General features: G+C 66.9%; 16 protein-coding genes and 1 tRNA gene. 6 read left to right on the plus strand and 11 right to left on the minus strand.

Going from position 1 to position 14,215, the window contains the following annotated elements; genetic code table 11:
* The first annotated feature begins 47 nt into the window (after window positions 1-47).
* Window positions 48-527 (plus strand): MarR family winged helix-turn-helix transcriptional regulator, encoded by a 480-nt coding sequence (locus JDV09_RS19905; protein ID WP_221370859.1) that lies wholly within the window; start codon window positions 48-50, stop codon window positions 525-527.
* 17 nt (window positions 528-544) lie between these two features.
* On the opposite strand, the gene polA is transcribed toward JDV09_RS19905, so the two are convergent.
* From polA to JDV09_RS19920, 3 genes are all read right to left on the minus strand, one after another.
* The gene (gene polA / locus JDV09_RS19910; protein WP_308124179.1) at window positions 545-3,283 is read right to left on the minus strand and encodes a DNA polymerase I; all 2,739 of its coding nucleotides are present in this window, start codon (window positions 3,281-3,283) and stop codon (window positions 545-547) included.
* A 62-nt stretch (window positions 3,284-3,345) separates the two neighbouring features.
* Window positions 3,346-3,783: a hypothetical protein gene (locus JDV09_RS19915; protein WP_221370860.1), complete on the minus strand. Its 438-nt coding sequence runs from the start codon at window positions 3,781-3,783 to the stop codon at window positions 3,346-3,348.
* 15 nt (window positions 3,784-3,798) lie between these two features.
* Window positions 3,799-4,155 carry a hypothetical protein gene (locus tag JDV09_RS19920; RefSeq protein ID WP_221370861.1) on the minus strand — a complete coding sequence of 119 codons (357 nt, stop codon included), beginning with the start codon at window positions 4,153-4,155 and terminating at the stop codon, window positions 3,799-3,801.
* A gap of 156 nt (window positions 4,156-4,311) precedes the next feature.
* Here JDV09_RS19920 and JDV09_RS19925 point away from each other — a divergent pair, with 156 nt between their 5' ends.
* The 3 genes from JDV09_RS19925 (at window position 4,312) to JDV09_RS19935 (ending at window position 6,314) form a co-directional block, all read left to right on the plus strand.
* The gene (locus JDV09_RS19925) at window positions 4,312-4,797 is read left to right on the plus strand and encodes a Zn-ribbon domain-containing OB-fold protein (RefSeq protein WP_221370862.1); all 486 of its coding nucleotides are present in this window, start codon (window positions 4,312-4,314) and stop codon (window positions 4,795-4,797) included.
* Complete coding sequence (locus JDV09_RS19930) at window positions 4,794-5,993, plus strand: lipid-transfer protein (protein WP_221370863.1); 1,200 nt, start codon at window positions 4,794-4,796, stop codon at window positions 5,991-5,993. Before JDV09_RS19925 ends, JDV09_RS19930 begins: the two co-directional genes overlap by 4 nt.
* Window positions 5,994-6,086: 93 nt before the next feature.
* Window positions 6,087-6,314, plus strand: a complete 228-nt coding sequence (locus JDV09_RS19935) for a DUF167 domain-containing protein (RefSeq protein WP_221370864.1) — start codon at window positions 6,087-6,089, stop codon at window positions 6,312-6,314.
* An 84-nt stretch (window positions 6,315-6,398) separates the two neighbouring features.
* Here JDV09_RS19935 and JDV09_RS19940 read toward each other — a convergent pair whose 3' ends face one another.
* The 6 genes from JDV09_RS19940 to JDV09_RS19965 all read right to left on the minus strand — a co-directional run bounded on the left by JDV09_RS19940 (window position 6,399) and on the right by JDV09_RS19965 (window position 12,349).
* Window positions 6,399-7,148, minus strand: coding sequence for an ABC transporter ATP-binding protein (locus JDV09_RS19940; RefSeq protein WP_221370865.1), 750 nt, complete (start codon window positions 7,146-7,148; stop codon window positions 6,399-6,401).
* Entirely contained in the window at window positions 7,138-7,974 is an 837-nt protein-coding gene (locus JDV09_RS19945; RefSeq protein ID WP_221370866.1) for an ABC transporter ATP-binding protein, read from the minus strand. Before JDV09_RS19945 ends, JDV09_RS19940 begins: the two co-directional genes overlap by 11 nt.
* Window positions 7,971-9,173: a branched-chain amino acid ABC transporter permease gene (locus JDV09_RS19950; RefSeq protein ID WP_221370867.1), complete on the minus strand. Its 1,203-nt coding sequence runs from the start codon at window positions 9,171-9,173 to the stop codon at window positions 7,971-7,973. Before JDV09_RS19950 ends, JDV09_RS19945 begins: the two co-directional genes overlap by 4 nt.
* Window positions 9,170-10,207: a branched-chain amino acid ABC transporter permease gene (locus JDV09_RS19955; protein WP_221370868.1), complete on the minus strand. Its 1,038-nt coding sequence runs from the start codon at window positions 10,205-10,207 to the stop codon at window positions 9,170-9,172. The genes JDV09_RS19950 and JDV09_RS19955 overlap by 4 nt, the downstream gene beginning before the upstream one ends.
* Before the next feature lie 84 nt (window positions 10,208-10,291).
* Window positions 10,292-11,506 carry a branched-chain amino acid ABC transporter substrate-binding protein gene (locus JDV09_RS19960; RefSeq protein WP_221370869.1) on the minus strand — a complete coding sequence of 405 codons (1,215 nt, stop codon included), beginning with the start codon at window positions 11,504-11,506 and terminating at the stop codon, window positions 10,292-10,294.
* Window positions 11,507-11,710: 204 nt separating this feature from the next.
* On the minus strand, window positions 11,711-12,349 hold the full coding sequence (locus JDV09_RS19965; RefSeq protein WP_221370870.1) for a two-component system response regulator PdtaR: 639 nt from the start codon (window positions 12,347-12,349) through the stop codon (window positions 11,711-11,713).
* Window positions 12,350-12,433: 84 nt separating this feature from the next.
* Here JDV09_RS19965 and JDV09_RS19970 point away from each other — a divergent pair.
* Window positions 12,434-12,510: transfer RNA gene (locus tag JDV09_RS19970), tRNA-Leu, on the plus strand.
* Here JDV09_RS19970 and JDV09_RS26980 read toward each other — a convergent pair.
* A complete protein-coding gene (locus JDV09_RS26980) occupies window positions 12,467-13,099 on the minus strand; it encodes a tyrosine-type recombinase/integrase (protein ID WP_308124180.1) in 633 nt (210 codons plus the stop codon). The two genes, JDV09_RS19970 and JDV09_RS26980, sit on opposite strands and share 44 nt — an antisense overlap.
* Window positions 13,048-13,281, minus strand: a complete 234-nt coding sequence (locus JDV09_RS26985; protein ID WP_255605676.1) for a hypothetical protein — start codon at window positions 13,279-13,281, stop codon at window positions 13,048-13,050. Before JDV09_RS26985 ends, JDV09_RS26980 begins: the two co-directional genes overlap by 52 nt.
* A 273-nt stretch (window positions 13,282-13,554) precedes the next feature.
* Here JDV09_RS26985 and JDV09_RS19980 point away from each other — a divergent pair, with 273 nt between their 5' ends.
* Complete coding sequence (locus JDV09_RS19980) at window positions 13,555-13,830, plus strand: hypothetical protein (protein ID WP_221370871.1); 276 nt, start codon at window positions 13,555-13,557, stop codon at window positions 13,828-13,830.
* Window positions 13,831-14,215 lie beyond the last annotated feature (385 nt).

A 14,215-nucleotide genomic window follows, 5' to 3' on the forward strand; every position in this document is an offset into this window, starting at 1 on the left:
CAGTTCGGATGTAAAGTGGCGGCATAACGGACGAACGGAGGCCGGTGATGGCACCTGCGTCATCGCGGGCGGCTGCACCGGAGGTGGCCGGCTATTCGGAATCGCTCGAGCGCGCGACCCGCGGGTTACTCGACCTCAATGTCGTTGTGCTCGAACACATGGAGCGGCGCATCGGGCTCCCGGCGCTGCGCGCGCTGCAGGCGCTCGACCGGCTGGGGCCCAGTCAAGTGACCGAACTGGGCGCGGAGCTGGGGCTGGTGCCGTCCTCGGCCAGCCGGCTCAGCGACCGCCTCGCCGCCGCCGGGCTGGTCTCCCGAGGAGTGTCGCCCCGGAACCGGCGCGCCACGATCCTCGACCTCACGTCGGCCGGCCGCGCCGTCCTTACCGAGCTCGTCGACATGCGCGTCCGACTGTTCCGCGAGGTCGCCGAACAGATGCCCGACGGTGACCGCGCAGCGCTGCTGCACGGCGCCGCGGCGTTCACCAGCGCCCAGCAAGAGGTAGGGGCCCCCGAAATCGACTGCTGACGCGGCTGTTTCCGCAGCTAGTGCGCGGCAGAGTCCCAGCTCTTGCCGTACCCGACCGAGACCTCCAGCGGCACGTTGAGCGGATAGGCGTCGCCCATGTGCTCACGCACCAGGGCCTCCAGGGTGTCGCGTTCGCCGTCGGCGACCTCGAACAGCAGCTCGTCGTGCACCTGCAGCAACATCCGCGACGACAGACCGGCATCCCTGACCGCCCGGTCGACGTTGATCATCGCGACCTTGATGATGTCGGCGGCGCTGCCTTGGATCGGGGCGTTGAGCGCGGCGCGCTCGGCCGCCTCGCGCACCTGGCGGTTGCTGCTGTCGAGCTCGGGAAGGTAACGGCGGCGGCCGAACACCGTCGACGTGTAGCCGTCCTTGCGAGCCTGGTCGACGACGTGATGCAGATAGTCGCGCACCCCGCCGAACCGCGCGAAGTACTGCTCCATCTGGTCTTTGGCCTCTTCGGTGGAGATCTTGAGCTGCTGGGAAAGGCCGTAGGCGCTCAGCCCGTACGCCAGGCCGTACGACATCGCCTTGACCCGCCGGCGCAGTTCGGGGGTGACCTCGTCGATGGGCACCGCGAACGCCCGCGACGCCACGAACGAATGCAGGTCCTCCCCCGTCCTGAACGCCTCGATGAGGCCTTGGTCCCCGGACAGATGGGCCATGATCCGCATCTCGATCTGGCTGTAGTCCGCCGTCATCAGCTCCGCGAACCCGTCACCGACCACGAAGCCGTCGCGGATGCGCCGGCCCGCCTCGGTGCGGATCGGGATGTTCTGCAGGTTCGGCTCGGTGGAGGACAGCCGGCCGGTGGCGGCGATCGTCTGGTTGAACGTGGTGTGGATCCGGCCGTCCGAGGCCACGGCGTTGAGCAGGCCGTCCACCGTGACCTTCAGCCGGGTCGCGTCCCGGTGGGCCAGCAGATGCTGCAGGAACGGGTGACCCGTCTTGTCGAAAAGACCCTGCAACGCGTCGGCATCCGTGGTGTAGCCGGTCTTGGTGCGTTTGGTCTTCGGCATCTCCAACTCGTCGAACAGCACCACCTGCAACTGCTTGGGCGAGCCCAGGTTGATCTGCTTGCCGATCACCGCATACGCCGCCTCGGCGGCGTCGCGGATCATGTTGCCGAACTCGCTCTGCAGCTCCGAGAGGTGTTGCAGGTCCACGGCGATACCCGCGGTCTCCAGCTCGGCGAGCACCCGCTGGACCGGAAGCTCCATGCTGCCCAGCAGCTCCGACGAGTCGATGCGGGACAGCTCTTCGTCCAGCGCGTCGGCCAGATCCGTCACCGCCCCGGCCCGCAGCAGCAGGGTCTGCACCGCCTGGTCGTCGACGCCCTCGGCGTCATCGAGCAGCGAAAGTTGTTGCTGCTCAGGGTTATCGGCCCGCAACTCGCGCTTCAGATAGCGCAGCGACAGGTCATCGAGCGCGAAGCTGCGCTGCCCGGGCCGAACCAGGTAGGCGGCCAGTGCGGTGTCGGATGTGACGCCGGCCAGCGACCAGCCGCGGCCCTGAACGTCGTGCATGGCCAGCTTGGCCTCGTGCAACGCCTTCGGCGCGCCGGGATCGGCCAGCCAGGATGCCAGCGCCGCCTCGTCGGCCGGGTCGAGTGTCGTGGTGTCGATGTAGCGGCCGTCGCCGTCGGCCGCGACGATCGCCAGAGCGGTCGCGTCGCTGTCGAACGCCAGATGGTTGCCGACCACGGCCAGGCCGAACCTCGTGCCGTCCCCGTGCCCGGCCAGCCAGGACGCCAACGTGCCGGACTGCAGCGCGCATCCCCGGACGTCGAAGCCCTCCTCGACCTCGGGGTCGGCCGAGGCCAGGGTGTCGAACAGCCGATCCCGCAGAACCCGGAACTCCAGGTCGTCGAACAGGCGGTGGATGTGGTCACGGTCCCACGGCTGCATCCGCAGCGTGTCCGGCGTCTGCGCCAGTGGTACGTCGCGGACCAGGTCGGTGAGCTCGCGGTTGAGCACGACGCTGGACAGGTTCGCGCGCAGCGCCTCGCCGACCTTCCCCTTGACCTTGTCGACGTTGTCGACGAGGGCCTGCAGCGAACCGTATTCGGCGATCCACTTGGTCGCGGTCTTCTCCCCGACCCCCGGAATGCCCGGCAGGTTGTCGCTGGGGTCGCCGCGCAGCGCCGCGAAGTCCGGGTACTGCTCAGGCGTCAACCCATACTTCTCCTGCACCGCGTCCGGCGTGAACCGGGTCAGTTCGCTGACCCCCTTGCGGGGGTACAGCACGGTGACGTCGTCGGTGACCAGTTGCAGCGAATCACGGTCACCGGTGACCACCAGCACGCGGTAACCCTCCCCCTGCGCCTGGGTGGCCAAAGTGGCGATCACGTCGTCGGCCTCGAAGCCGGCCTCGGCGAGCACCGTGATGCCCAGTGCGCCGAGCACCTCCTTGGTGATGTCGATCTGACCGCGGAACTCGTCGGGCGTCGAGCTCCGGTTGGCCTTGTACTCCGGGTACCTCTCCGAGCGGAAGGTCTGGCGCGACACATCGAACGCGGCGGCGACGTGGGTGGGCTGTTCGTCGCGTAGCAGATTGATCAGCATCGCGGTGAACCCGTATACCGCATTGGTGGTGAGCCCACCCCGGGTCTTGAAGTTCTCGGCGGGCAGCGCGTAGAAGGCACGGAAGGCCAGCGAGTTGCCGTCCAGCAGCATCAGTGTCGGCTTGTCGTCGGCGGACGCAGTGCCCTGGCTGCCGGCTCTGGGATCCGATGCGGTCTTGGCTGGGCTCACGGCCTTCACTCTAGGCATTCGGTGTGACACGGTGCGCACCGCTACCGGGCGCCCCGGACCGCTCAGAGCCGACCGGTCCGGATCCAGTCGATCGCCATGTCGTACGGGTTCTGCGGGTCGACACAGACCGCGAGGGTGGCGCCGGGCCGCACCCGCCCGGTGTGCAGCCCGGCGACCACCTCGTCGAAGACCGCGCCGTAGGGCGGGGTGGCATCATCGCGCTCGACCCGCACCTGGATGCGCAACACCGGCGACAGATTCAGATACGAGCCGACCTGCCACACGCCTTCGACGGTCGCGACCCCCGGCGCCCCGGCGCCGTTGGTCAGCTGGGAATGGCGCATCATCCGCATGCCGATCTCCGAGGCGTCGGCGGCCTCGTGGATCCGGTTCGGGATGTCGCCGATCTGACCGAAGAACGATGACGGACGGCACTGCGCCTGCAGATACCGCTGGTTGGCGCCGTACATCCGAGCCCAGTCCTGGAACGGGTTGGGCATGGTCGCCGATCCCTTTCAGTAGCCGAGCAAGCGGCGGAACTGCTGGCCGACGGCCATCGACTGGCCCATCCGCTGCACCCAGCCGTCGAGTGCGGCCTTGGTGTCCGCCGGATTCCAGCCGCGCTCCTGGGCGATCGCGATCATGCCGGGCTCATCGGTCACCCCGCGGGCCTGCGCGTCGCGGGCCAGCGAGGCGTAGTCCTCCAGCGATATTCCGTTGATGGGCGCCCAGATCGGGTCGTCGGACGACACCGAGCGGGTCGACGGCCCGCCGAACGCTGCCGGATCGATCGGGCCCGCTCCCTGCACGTGCACCATGCCGGCCTGCTGGGCCTGCTGGGCCGCTTCCTTGGCCTTCTTGAAGAATCCCATCGATGGTCTCCGCTCTCCTGGGCCCCCGGACGGTGATGCCCGGGACGCTACTCCGGCACAAGTGCACCGGGGCCCGATCGCTACCGATCCCAAGTTCCCGGCAGGGCAAACTGGAACACGTTTCAGTTTTTCCGCCGGACTGGGTACGCTGACCGCGTGTCGGCTTCCACGCAACCCGCGGTCGATGGTTGGTTCGCCATCGATGGGTCGGGTGATCCGTATCTGATCGGTGGTCGGTGTGATCGGTGTGGGACGTATGTGTTCCCGCCGCGGGCCGACAATTGTCCCAACCCCGACTGTGAGGGTGATGAGTTGGCCCAGGTGGGGTTGTCGCGGCGCGGAACGCTGTGGAGCTTCACCGAGAACCGGTATGCGCCCCCGCCGCCGTATCCGGCCCCGGATCCGTTCGAGCCGTTCGCGGTGGCCGCCGTGGAGTTGGCCGAGGAGGGTCTGATCGTGTTGGGCAAGGTGGTCGACGGCACGCTGGCCGCCGACCTGAGGGTCGGCATGGCGATGGAACTGGCCACCATGGTGCTGTATGTCGACGACGACGGCATCGAGCGCATCGTCTACGCGTGGAAGACCGCGGACGCGGGCAGCGCAGAGGAACCCGCCGATTCCAGCGAGGGGGGTCTGGCGTGAGCCCCGAGCCGGTCTTCATCCTCGGTGCCGGGATGCACCCGTGGGGCAAATGGGGCCGCGACTTCACCGAATACGGTGTGGTGGCCGCGCGCGCCGCGCTGGCCGAGGCCGGCCTGCGGTGGCGCCAGATCCAGCTGGTCGCCGGCGCGGACACCATCCGCAACGGCTACCCGGGCTTCGTGGCCGGCTCGACGTTCACCCAGAAACTGGGCTGGAACGGCATCCCGGTGACCTCCAGCTACGCCGCCTGCGCCAGCGGCTCCCAAGCCCTGCAAAGCGCGCGCGCCCACATCCTGGCCGGGCTGTGCGACGTCGCTCTGGTCATCGGTGCCGACACCACCCCCAAGGGGTTCTTCGCCCCCGTCGGCGGGGAACGTAAAGACGACCCGGACTGGCAGCGCTTCCACCTGATCGGGGCCACCAACACCGTCTACTTCGCGCTGCTGGCGCGCCGCCGGATGGACCTCTACGGCGCCACCGCCGCCGACTTCGCCGCGGTCAAGGTCAAAAACGCCCGCCACGGCGTGGGCAACCCCAATGCCCGCTACCGCAAAGAAGTCAGCATCGACGACGTGCTGGCCAGCCCGGTGGTCTCCGACCCGCTGCGCCTGCTCGACATCTGCGCCACCTCCGATGGCGCGGCCGCCCTGATCGTGGCCTCCAAGAGCTTCACCGAAAAACACCTCGGATCGGCCCACGGCGTGCCGTCGGTGCGTGCGGTCAGCCTGCAGACCCCGCACTACCCCCAACACCTGCCCGAACTGCCCGACATCGCCACCGACTCCACCGCCGTCGTGCCGGCCCCCGACCGGGTGTTCAAAGACCAGATCCTCGACGCCGCCTACACCGAGGCCGGCATCGGACCCGAGGACCTGTCGATGGCCGAGGTCTACGACCTGTCCACCGCGCTGGAACTGGACTGGTACGAACACCTGGGCCTGTGCCCCAAGGGCGACGCCGAAGCGTTGCTGCGCAGCGGGGCCACCACCCTCGGCGGAACCATCCCGGTCAACCCCTCCGGCGGACTGGCCAGCTTCGGCGAAGCCATCCCCGCCCAAGCCATCGCCCAAGTCTGCGAACTCACCTGGCAGCTCAAAGGCCAGGCCACCGGCCGCCAAGTCGAAAACGCCACCGTCGGCATCACCGCCAACCAGGGCCTGTTCGGCCACGGCTCCTCGGTCATCGTCGCGCGCTGAGCGCGCACCTCCATTGCGCGAGCGCGCGGGTCTGCACACCGACACACCGCAAAACCTGGCAGAAAGCGCACCCTCGTGAGGTGCAATGAGTCCGTGGCAGAGGTGATCTCAGTACGGGTCAAACCTGGCAGCTCCAATGGGCCCCTGGTCGAGATCGGACCGGACGGCCAGCTGACGATCTTCGTCCGTGAGCGAGCGGTCGACGGCAAGGCCAACGACGCGGTCGTTCGGGTGCTCGCCGAACACCTCGGCGTGCCACGCAGCCACGTCAAGCTGACTGCCGGGGCTACGGCTCGGGTCAAGCGCTTTCGGATCGGCTGAGATCGGTCGCGGCGAGCGTGCGCAAAGTCCCGGATCTTGGCGGCGTGTCACGTACAGACATGCACGCTCGCGGAACGAGAGCGCTCAGGCGACGCCGAGGTAGGCGGCGCGGATGCTGTCGTCGGCCAGCAGGTCCCGGGCGTTGCCGGTGCGGGTGATCTCCCCCGTCTCGAGAATGTAGGCCCGATCCGAACGGGTCAGCGCCTGCTGGGCGTTCTGCTCGACGAGCAGCACGGTGGTGCCGGCGGCGTTGATCTCGGCGATGATCTTGAAGATCTGCGAGATCACCATCGGGGCCAGGCCCATCGACGGCTCGTCGAGCAGCAGCACCTTGGGCCGCGCCATCAGGGCCCGCCCGATCGCGAGCATCTGCTGCTCGCCGCCGGACAACGTGCCGCCCATCTGGTTCTTGCGCTCGGCGAGCCGCGGGAAGGTCTCGAACACCCAGTCCAGCCGTTCCCGGTGTGCGGCCCGGCTCTCGAATCTCCTGCCGAAGCAGCCCATTTCGAGGTTCTCGGTGACCGTCATCCCGGGGAACACCCCGCGCCCCTCGGGGGCCTGGATCAACCCGTCGGCGACTCGCTTGTGAGCTTTGACCCGGGAGATGTCGCGTCCGTCGAACCAGACCGACCCCGACGACAGCGGCAGCAGGCCCGAGATCGCCCGCATCATCGTCGTCTTGCCGGCCCCGTTGGAGCCCAGCAGCGTGACCAGCTCGCCCTCGTGCACCACCAGCGAGACCCCGTGCAGCGCCTGGATCCGGCCGTAGTGCGCGACGACGTCGCGGACTTCCAGCAGCACCGGCTTCGAGGATGCGTTCGGCTCATTCGCCATCATCAGGAACCCCCAGGTACGCGGCGATGACAGCGGGATCCTCGCGGATCTCGGCGGGCAGGCCATCGGCGATCTTGCGGCCGAACTCCAACACGACGATGCGGTCGGTCACCCCCATCACCAGTCTCATGTCGTGTTCGATCAGCAGCACGGTGTAGCCGTCGTCGCGGATCTTGTGGATCAGGTCGATCAGCGCGGACTTCTCGCTGGGATTGAACCCGGCGGCCGGCTCGTCCAGACACAGCAACTTGGGCTCGGTGGCCAACGCCCGGGCGATCTCCAGCCGGCGCTGGTCGCCGTAGGGCAGGTTCTTGGCCTTCTCCTCGCCGCGGTGCGCGATCCCGACGAACTGCAGCAGCGCCGCAGCGCGCTCGATCGCGTCGCGCTCCTCCCGGCGATGTCGTGGCGAGCGGATCAGCGCACCGGGCACCGATGTCTTGTGCCGGGCATCGGTGCCGACCACCACGTTCTCCAGGGCGGTCATCTCACCCCACAACCGGATGTTCTGGAAGGTGCGGGCGATGCCCTTGCGGGTGATCTCGTGGCGCTTGATCGATCCCAGTGGTGCCCCGTCGAAGATCACGGTGCCCGACGCCGGCCGGTACACCCCGGTGATGGCGTTGAAACAGGTGGTCTTGCCTGCGCCGTTCGGGCCGATGAGACCGAGGATCTCGCCGCGCTTGATGTCGAAGGTCAGCGAGTCCAGGGCGACCAGCCCGCCGAACTTCACGGTCAATTCGTCGGTGGCCAAGAGCTTTTCACCCTCGGCCGCCTGCACCTCACGGTGCAGGCCGGCGAGGTCTTCGTCCTGGGCGGGCTCGGTCATACCCTGGCCCTCCCGTCGGCCTTCCCGTCGGCCTTCTCGTCGTTGCCGCGCAACAGGTTCCGCGCGCTCTTACCGTAGGCGAGCAGCTGGGCCCGCACCGGGAACAGCCCCTGCGGCCGGAAGATCATCAGCACCACCAGCGCCAGCCCGAAGAACAGGTACTTCAGGTCGCCGAGATTGATGCCGAACAAGTGCACGCCGAGCAACCGGTTGGGCAGGTAGACGATGACGAACGCCCCGAAGACGACGCCGAGCTTGTTGCCCTGCCCACCGAGTACCACCGCGCACAGGAACAGCATCGAGTTGATGATGTTGAACGTGGGCGGGGCGACGTACTGCACCTGGCCCGCGTACAGCGCGCCCGACAGCCCGCCGACGGCCGCGCCGATCACGAACGCCCACAACTTGAACCGGAAGGTGGGCACGCCCATGATCTCCGCGGCGTCCTCGTCCTCGCGCACCGCGATCCAGGCACGACCGACGCGGCTGCGTTCGAGGTTGCCGACCAGCAGCAGCACGGCGACGATCAGCACCAGTCCGAGCCAGAACCACCAGGTTCCGTAGTTGGCGTCACCGGACGAGTTGGCGGTGGAGAACACGCCGTTGGGCAGCTGCTCGCTCTCGCCGAGCCGCGGGTAGGCCACCTGGTTGAGGCCGCGCGGGCCGTTGGTGACGTCGGAGAGGTTGTCGGCCATCAGCCGGATGATCTCGCCGAAGCCCAGTGTGACGATGGCCAGGTAGTCGCCGCGCAACCGCAGCGTGGGGGTGCCCAGGATCAGACCGGTCAGTGCCGTGATGGCCATCGCTATCGGCACACAGGACAACCACGCCCAGTCGGTGCTGAAGAACCCTTCCGGGCCGACCTTGTTCCACGGGCTTTCCGGGCTGGTCAGCAGTGCGACGGTATACGCGCCGACCGCATAGAAGCCGACATAGCCCAGATCGAGCAGGCCGGCTTGGCCGACGACGACGTTCAGACCGATCGCAATGATCGCGACCATCGCGAACTGCGCCATGGTGCCGCCGAAACTGATGCCCGGGGTGTCCAGGAACGCCGGGGTGTAGAGCGGAAGCAGTGCCAGAGCCCCGAACCCCAGCACGCCGAAGCCCCACTTCTGCACCCGGGTCCGATCGTTCCACCAGGTGCGCAGCCCATCGCCGGGGGCCAGCAGGCGGCTGCTCGTCGAGTGGCTGCTCATGCTCGTGCCTTCCCGAGGCTTTCCCCCAGTATCCCGGTCGGGCGGAACAGCAGCACCAGGACCAGCAGCACGAATGCCACCACGTCGCGCCACTGCGTCCCGAAGATCACCTGCCCGTAGTTCTCCATGACACCGAGCAGCAGACCGCCGAGCAGCGCGCCCCGCAGGTTGCCGATCCCGCCCAGCACGGCGGCCGAGAAGGCCTTGATGCCCAACAGGAATCCACCCGAGTAGATGATGCCCTGCGGCACCTTGAGCGTGTACAACAGCGCGGCGGCGCCGGCCAGCAGACCGCCGATCAGGAAGGTGGACATGATGACGCGTTCCCGCGACACGCCCATCAGCGTCGCGGTCGACGGATCCTGCGCCACGGCCCGGATGCCACGCCCGAGTCGGGTCCGGTTGATCGCCGTGTCGGTCGCCAGCGCCAGCAGCAGCGCGGCGACGATGATCACGATGGTGACGTTGGTGACCGACGCCCCGAAGACGGTGAACTGGCTCTTGGGCACGACCAGCGTGATGGGCTGCTGCGCGTTGCTGCCCCCGTACCCGTCGATCAGTTTGGGCAGGATGAAGTGGACGAACTCCTGCAGCACGAACGACATCCCGATCGCGGTGATCAGGAACGACAACCGGTTGGCGTTGCGCCGGCGCAGCGGTCGGTATGCGACGGCCTCCAGCCCGACCGCCGCCGTTCCGGAGACCAGCATCGCGAACAGCATCGCCACCAACAGATAGAAGATCGTCAGCCCGATGCCGAGGTTGTAGGCGTTGCCGCTCGGGGTGAAGCCCAGGATCATGTCCAGGCAGAAGTAGGTGCCGAACATGCCCAGCATGAAGATCTCGGAGTGGGCGAAGTTGATCAGCTTGAGCACACCGTAGACCAGCGTGTAGCCGACGGCGACCAGCGCGTAGATGGCGCCCCACGCCAGTCCGTCGATCGTCAGCTGCCAGAACCCGTTTCGCAGTCCTTCGAAGTTGAGATCGATGTTCGCCGCGACACAGGCGTACTGATCGAGACAATCGGGCATCATCCGGTTACCGGCTCCTGGTGACGGGAGGAGGTACGAAAACGCGTCCGGAACCAACCTGTTCCGGACGCGTCTCGTCCTCGTCGACTACTGAACCTTGTACATCCAGATGAGGCTGGTGGTCAGCTCGCCCTCCGGGTTCCACTGATACCGCCGGGCCACGCCCTGGCCGTCGTAGTTGGTGAAGAAGTCCAGCACGGCCTGCCGGGTGATCGCCCCGGAGTCGATCGCCTTGACCATGATCGTGCCCAGGTCGTAGCCCTCGGTGCTGTACGTTCCGGGCGCCTGGCTGAACTTGTCGGTGTACTCCTGCGCGAACGCCTCACTGGCGGGCCCGCACGGGCACGAGATCACCGAATCCTTGGACGACGACCCGGCCTGCTTGACGAACTCGGGATCCTTGACGCCGTCGCCGCTGACGAAGGTCGCCTCGGAGCCGCTGTCGCGCAGCTGCTGGACGAACGGCGCGGCCTCGGCGTAGTACCCGCTGTAGAACACGCCCTCGGGTGACACCCCGTTGATCTGGGTGATGGCGGCCGAGAAGTCCTTGTCGCCCTTCTTGACCGAGATGTTGCAGCCGGCGTCGGCGACCGGTCCGAGGGTGTCGCGGATCGCCTGGGCCAGGCCCAGACCGTAGTCGGTGCTGTCGTCGACGACGCAGACCTTCTGCATGTTCAGCGTGTTCTTCATGTAGTTCGCGACCGACGGGCCCTGCACGCCGTCGTTGGCCAGGCCGCGGAAGAAGGTGCGCCATCCCTGCTCGGAGAGCGTGACGTTGGTCGCCGACGCGGTCGCCGCGGTGAGCCCGGCCTGGCTGAACACATCGCCGGTCGCCTTGGTCTCGCCGGAGAACGCCGGGCCGATCAGGCCGATGGTGTACTGATCGTCGACGATCTGCGGGGCGATCGCGGTCGCCTTCTGCGGATCGCCCTCGGTGTCGAAGGTCTTCAACTGGATCTGGCAGCCGGGGTTGGCCTCGTTGTGCTTGTCGACGGCCAACTGCACACCGTCTCTGATGTTGATGCCCAGGGCGGCGTCCGGGCCGGTGAGCGCGCCGGCCATCGCGATCGACACGGGTGGGCAGGTGGCGTTGCCGTCACCGGCGGGGTCGGCGGGGGCGGTGCTCGAATCCGCCTGGACCTCCGCCCCGTTCTCGTCGATCTGGACCTGCTCGACGATGGCCAGGTCGGAATCGCCGCCGGAACTCTCTTCCGGCGCCGACTGGCTACAGCCGGCCATGCCGAGCGCCAGCAGACCCGCGCTCGTGAGAGCCAATGCACTCCGTGCCACGCGACCGCGCACGTTTCACCTCCGGTTCACTGAGTTGGTCCGCACCGGCGCTCCGCCCGAGGACGGCCGGGGCGGCGATGCTTCGCCGGAAACCATAACCAACCGGTAGCCCGGATGCGTGATGTTGGAAAACGCCGCGCGTGGCGGCAGCAGGTCACCCCGGCGAATCCCGGCGCCGGAAACGCAGTCTTAACGGGCTGCCCTCGACGCCGCGGGCTATTTCTCCGGAGTCTCCGGCGCCTCGGCGGGCGGGTCGAGGGTCTCCAGGACCACTTCGGCGACCCGTTTCATGGTGGTGCGCCGGTCCATCGCCGCGCGCTGGATCCACTTGAACGCCTCGGGCTCGGACATCCCCTGCTTGGTCTGCAGCAAACCCTTGGCGCGTTCGACGAGCTTGCGGGTCTCGAGGCGGTCCGACAACGTCGCGACCTCCTTCTCAAGCTCGGCGATCTCGCTGAACCGGCTGACCGCGACCTCGATGGCCGGAACCAGATCGGTGATGTTGAACGGTTTGACCAGGTAGGCCATCGCCCCGGCGTCACGGGCCTTCTCGACGAGTTCGCGCTGGCTGAACGCGGTCAGGATGACGATCGGGGCGATCCGCTTGGATGCGATCTCCGAGGCCGCGTCGATGCCGTCGCGCCGCGGCATCTTGACGTCCATGATCACCAGGTCGGGTCGCAGCGACTCGGCCAACTCGACCGCCTCCTGACCGTCGGCGGCCTCGCCGACGATCTCGTAACCCTCCTCGCGCAGCATCTCGGCCAGGTCGAGGCGGATCAGTGCCTCGTCTTCGGCGACGAGAACCCGACGGGGTGCGACGGCGTCTGACGGTGACGCTGGAGCGGGTGACATGCAGAACATTGTGGCGGTCGAATCCCGTATGAGCGAACGCGGGGGCATCCTCTATGGTGGGAGGCCGCGCCCCACGGCGACGACGCCCTCGTATCCCAACTGGCAGAGGAAACGGATTCAAAACCCGTACAGTGTGAGTTCGAATCTCACCGAGGGCACCATAACGCTAACCGAATATGCTCTGGTAGAGCCGTTTTCGGTGTCGAACATCATTGCGAATGTGCTTGCCGTGGCCACATTTTGGCCACATTCTTGGCGACCGTGTCGAGGTCGGATTCGAACAGATCGGCGTACACGTCCAACGTCATCGCCGCTGAGGCGTGGCCGAGCATCCGTTGCACGACCCTTGGGATTGGCCCCGGCGCTGATGGCCAGGGACGCGGCGGTGTGCCGGAGGTCGTGGGCGGTGACTCGCGGGAACGTCGGGTCGGCTTTCATGCAACGCTCCGCGGGCCCCGAGAGCCACGACTTGTTCGTGACCGGCGGTCCGAGGTAGCCGCCCGCGCGCGACGGCCACAGCAAGTCGTCGCGGCTCTTGCCATTGGCGGTGTCGGCCAGGGCATCCATCACGAACGCGGGCACCGCCACAGTGCGGCTCTTGTTGCTCTTGAGGGTGCCGACCGCGAAGGTGCCGCCGACCTTGACGGCGTTTCGGTGCAAGGTGACGCGCCGCCGGAGGAAGTCCACATCAGACACTCTCAGCGCGGCGGCTTCACCCCACCGGAGACCGCCGACGCCGAGCAACGGCACCAGCGACCCGTACCGGCCCGCTTCGTCGCCAGCGCGTCGAGTTGGGTCGCCGTGAGGTAGACGTTGTGCCGGGGTGGCCGCTTGGGGAGCTTCACCCCGCGCGCCGGGTTCGATGCCAGCGCCCGGTCGCGCACTGCGTCGTCAAGGATTCTTGCGAGCACCGAGTAGATGTTTGCGACCATCGACGCGGACAACCTTCACGGCCAGTTCAGCGAACCAGGCTTGCACGTCGGAGAACCGGACATCACCGACCCGCACCGAGGCCCAGCGCCGTTGCACGTGGATGCGCCACGCGCCCCTTTCCTGACCAGCACTTCATGGTTCTGATCCGGTAAGGCTTTCCAAGTTCGTAAACCCATGAAATAGCTACGGCCTTGGCGACTGCTCGTTCCATGGCTGGGCTACGATCACGCCGTTCGGCCCAAAGGGTCGGGCCGAAAACGGACGGAGTATCGATGTCCATCGTCTTGCAGGGGACCGACGGGAAGAAAATTGTCTTCGATGGAGAATGGTTGGAGAAGATTCCTGCCATAGACCTGCCGAACCGAGAGCATGTTTCCGATTTCCGGGACATACAGGTGAAATTCAAACCGGCTAAACGGAAGAAACCTGCGACATACGAGATTTTGATCGCCTGCCGGGGTTTTCTCTCCCTAACCTGCGACGAAGGGCAGAAACCAAAGATCGATGAGCTTACGGCGGCATTGGCTCCGCACCGGCCCGGTGCGTGAACAATCACGCCGGTGAAAGCGGGAGCTTGAAGGGCTCAGGACGACCATGTCCTAGTCAGGCGCCGTTTGCGACCTGGGCTAGGATTCTGAATCTTTGTTGTCGTATGTGCAGGCTTGCGTTGGCAAGGCAAAGCGCCGTTCGACACAATATTTTCCCCGCTGTCCACATCTTGGTATCGGCCTCGAATCCAGGTGTGTGCTTGATCTGGTCATGAATCTCGGCTAAGCCTCGATCCACCGACGAATCGGCTGGTCATCGGGTGTCGTGACGAGGAAAGTGCCCTCTGAGCTGTGATGATGAGTGTTCCTTACGCACTTATCGGCACAACTCGGAAAGGCACTTCCAGTGAAAGTGTCCCACAGGTTCGCCGCCGCGTCGGCGGTC

Source organism: Mycolicibacterium xanthum, from assembly GCF_019710635.1.
Taxonomy (GTDB): domain Bacteria; phylum Actinomycetota; class Actinomycetes; order Mycobacteriales; family Mycobacteriaceae; genus Mycobacterium; species Mycobacterium xanthum.

What these genes read in the sequence shown, in the direction of transcription:
- JDV09_RS19905 (WP_221370859.1), top strand. Translation starts at nt 48, where the DNA reads ATGGCACCTGCGTCATCGCGGGCGGCTGCACCGGAGGTGGCCGGCTAT.
- JDV09_RS19980 (WP_221370871.1), top strand. Translation starts at nt 13,555, where the DNA reads ATGTCCATCGTCTTGCAGGGGACCGACGGGAAGAAAATTGTCTTCGAT.
- JDV09_RS19950 (WP_221370867.1), bottom strand. Translation starts at nt 9,173, where the DNA reads ATGAGCAGCCACTCGACGAGCAGCCGCCTGCTGGCCCCCGGCGATGGG.
- JDV09_RS19920 (WP_221370861.1), bottom strand. Translation starts at nt 4,155, where the DNA reads ATGGGATTCTTCAAGAAGGCCAAGGAAGCGGCCCAGCAGGCCCAGCAG.
- JDV09_RS19945 (WP_221370866.1), bottom strand. Translation starts at nt 7,974, where the DNA reads ATGACCGAGCCCGCCCAGGACGAAGACCTCGCCGGCCTGCACCGTGAG.
- JDV09_RS26985 (WP_255605676.1), bottom strand. Translation starts at nt 13,281, where the DNA reads ATGGTCGCAAACATCTACTCGGTGCTCGCAAGAATCCTTGACGACGCA.
- JDV09_RS19940 (WP_221370865.1), bottom strand. Translation starts at nt 7,148, where the DNA reads ATGGCGAATGAGCCGAACGCATCCTCGAAGCCGGTGCTGCTGGAAGTC.
- JDV09_RS19965 (WP_221370870.1), bottom strand. Translation starts at nt 12,349, where the DNA reads ATGTCACCCGCTCCAGCGTCACCGTCAGACGCCGTCGCACCCCGTCGG.
- JDV09_RS19955 (WP_221370868.1), bottom strand. Translation starts at nt 10,207, where the DNA reads ATGATGCCCGATTGTCTCGATCAGTACGCCTGTGTCGCGGCGAACATC.
- JDV09_RS19915 (WP_221370860.1), bottom strand. Translation starts at nt 3,783, where the DNA reads ATGCCCAACCCGTTCCAGGACTGGGCTCGGATGTACGGCGCCAACCAG.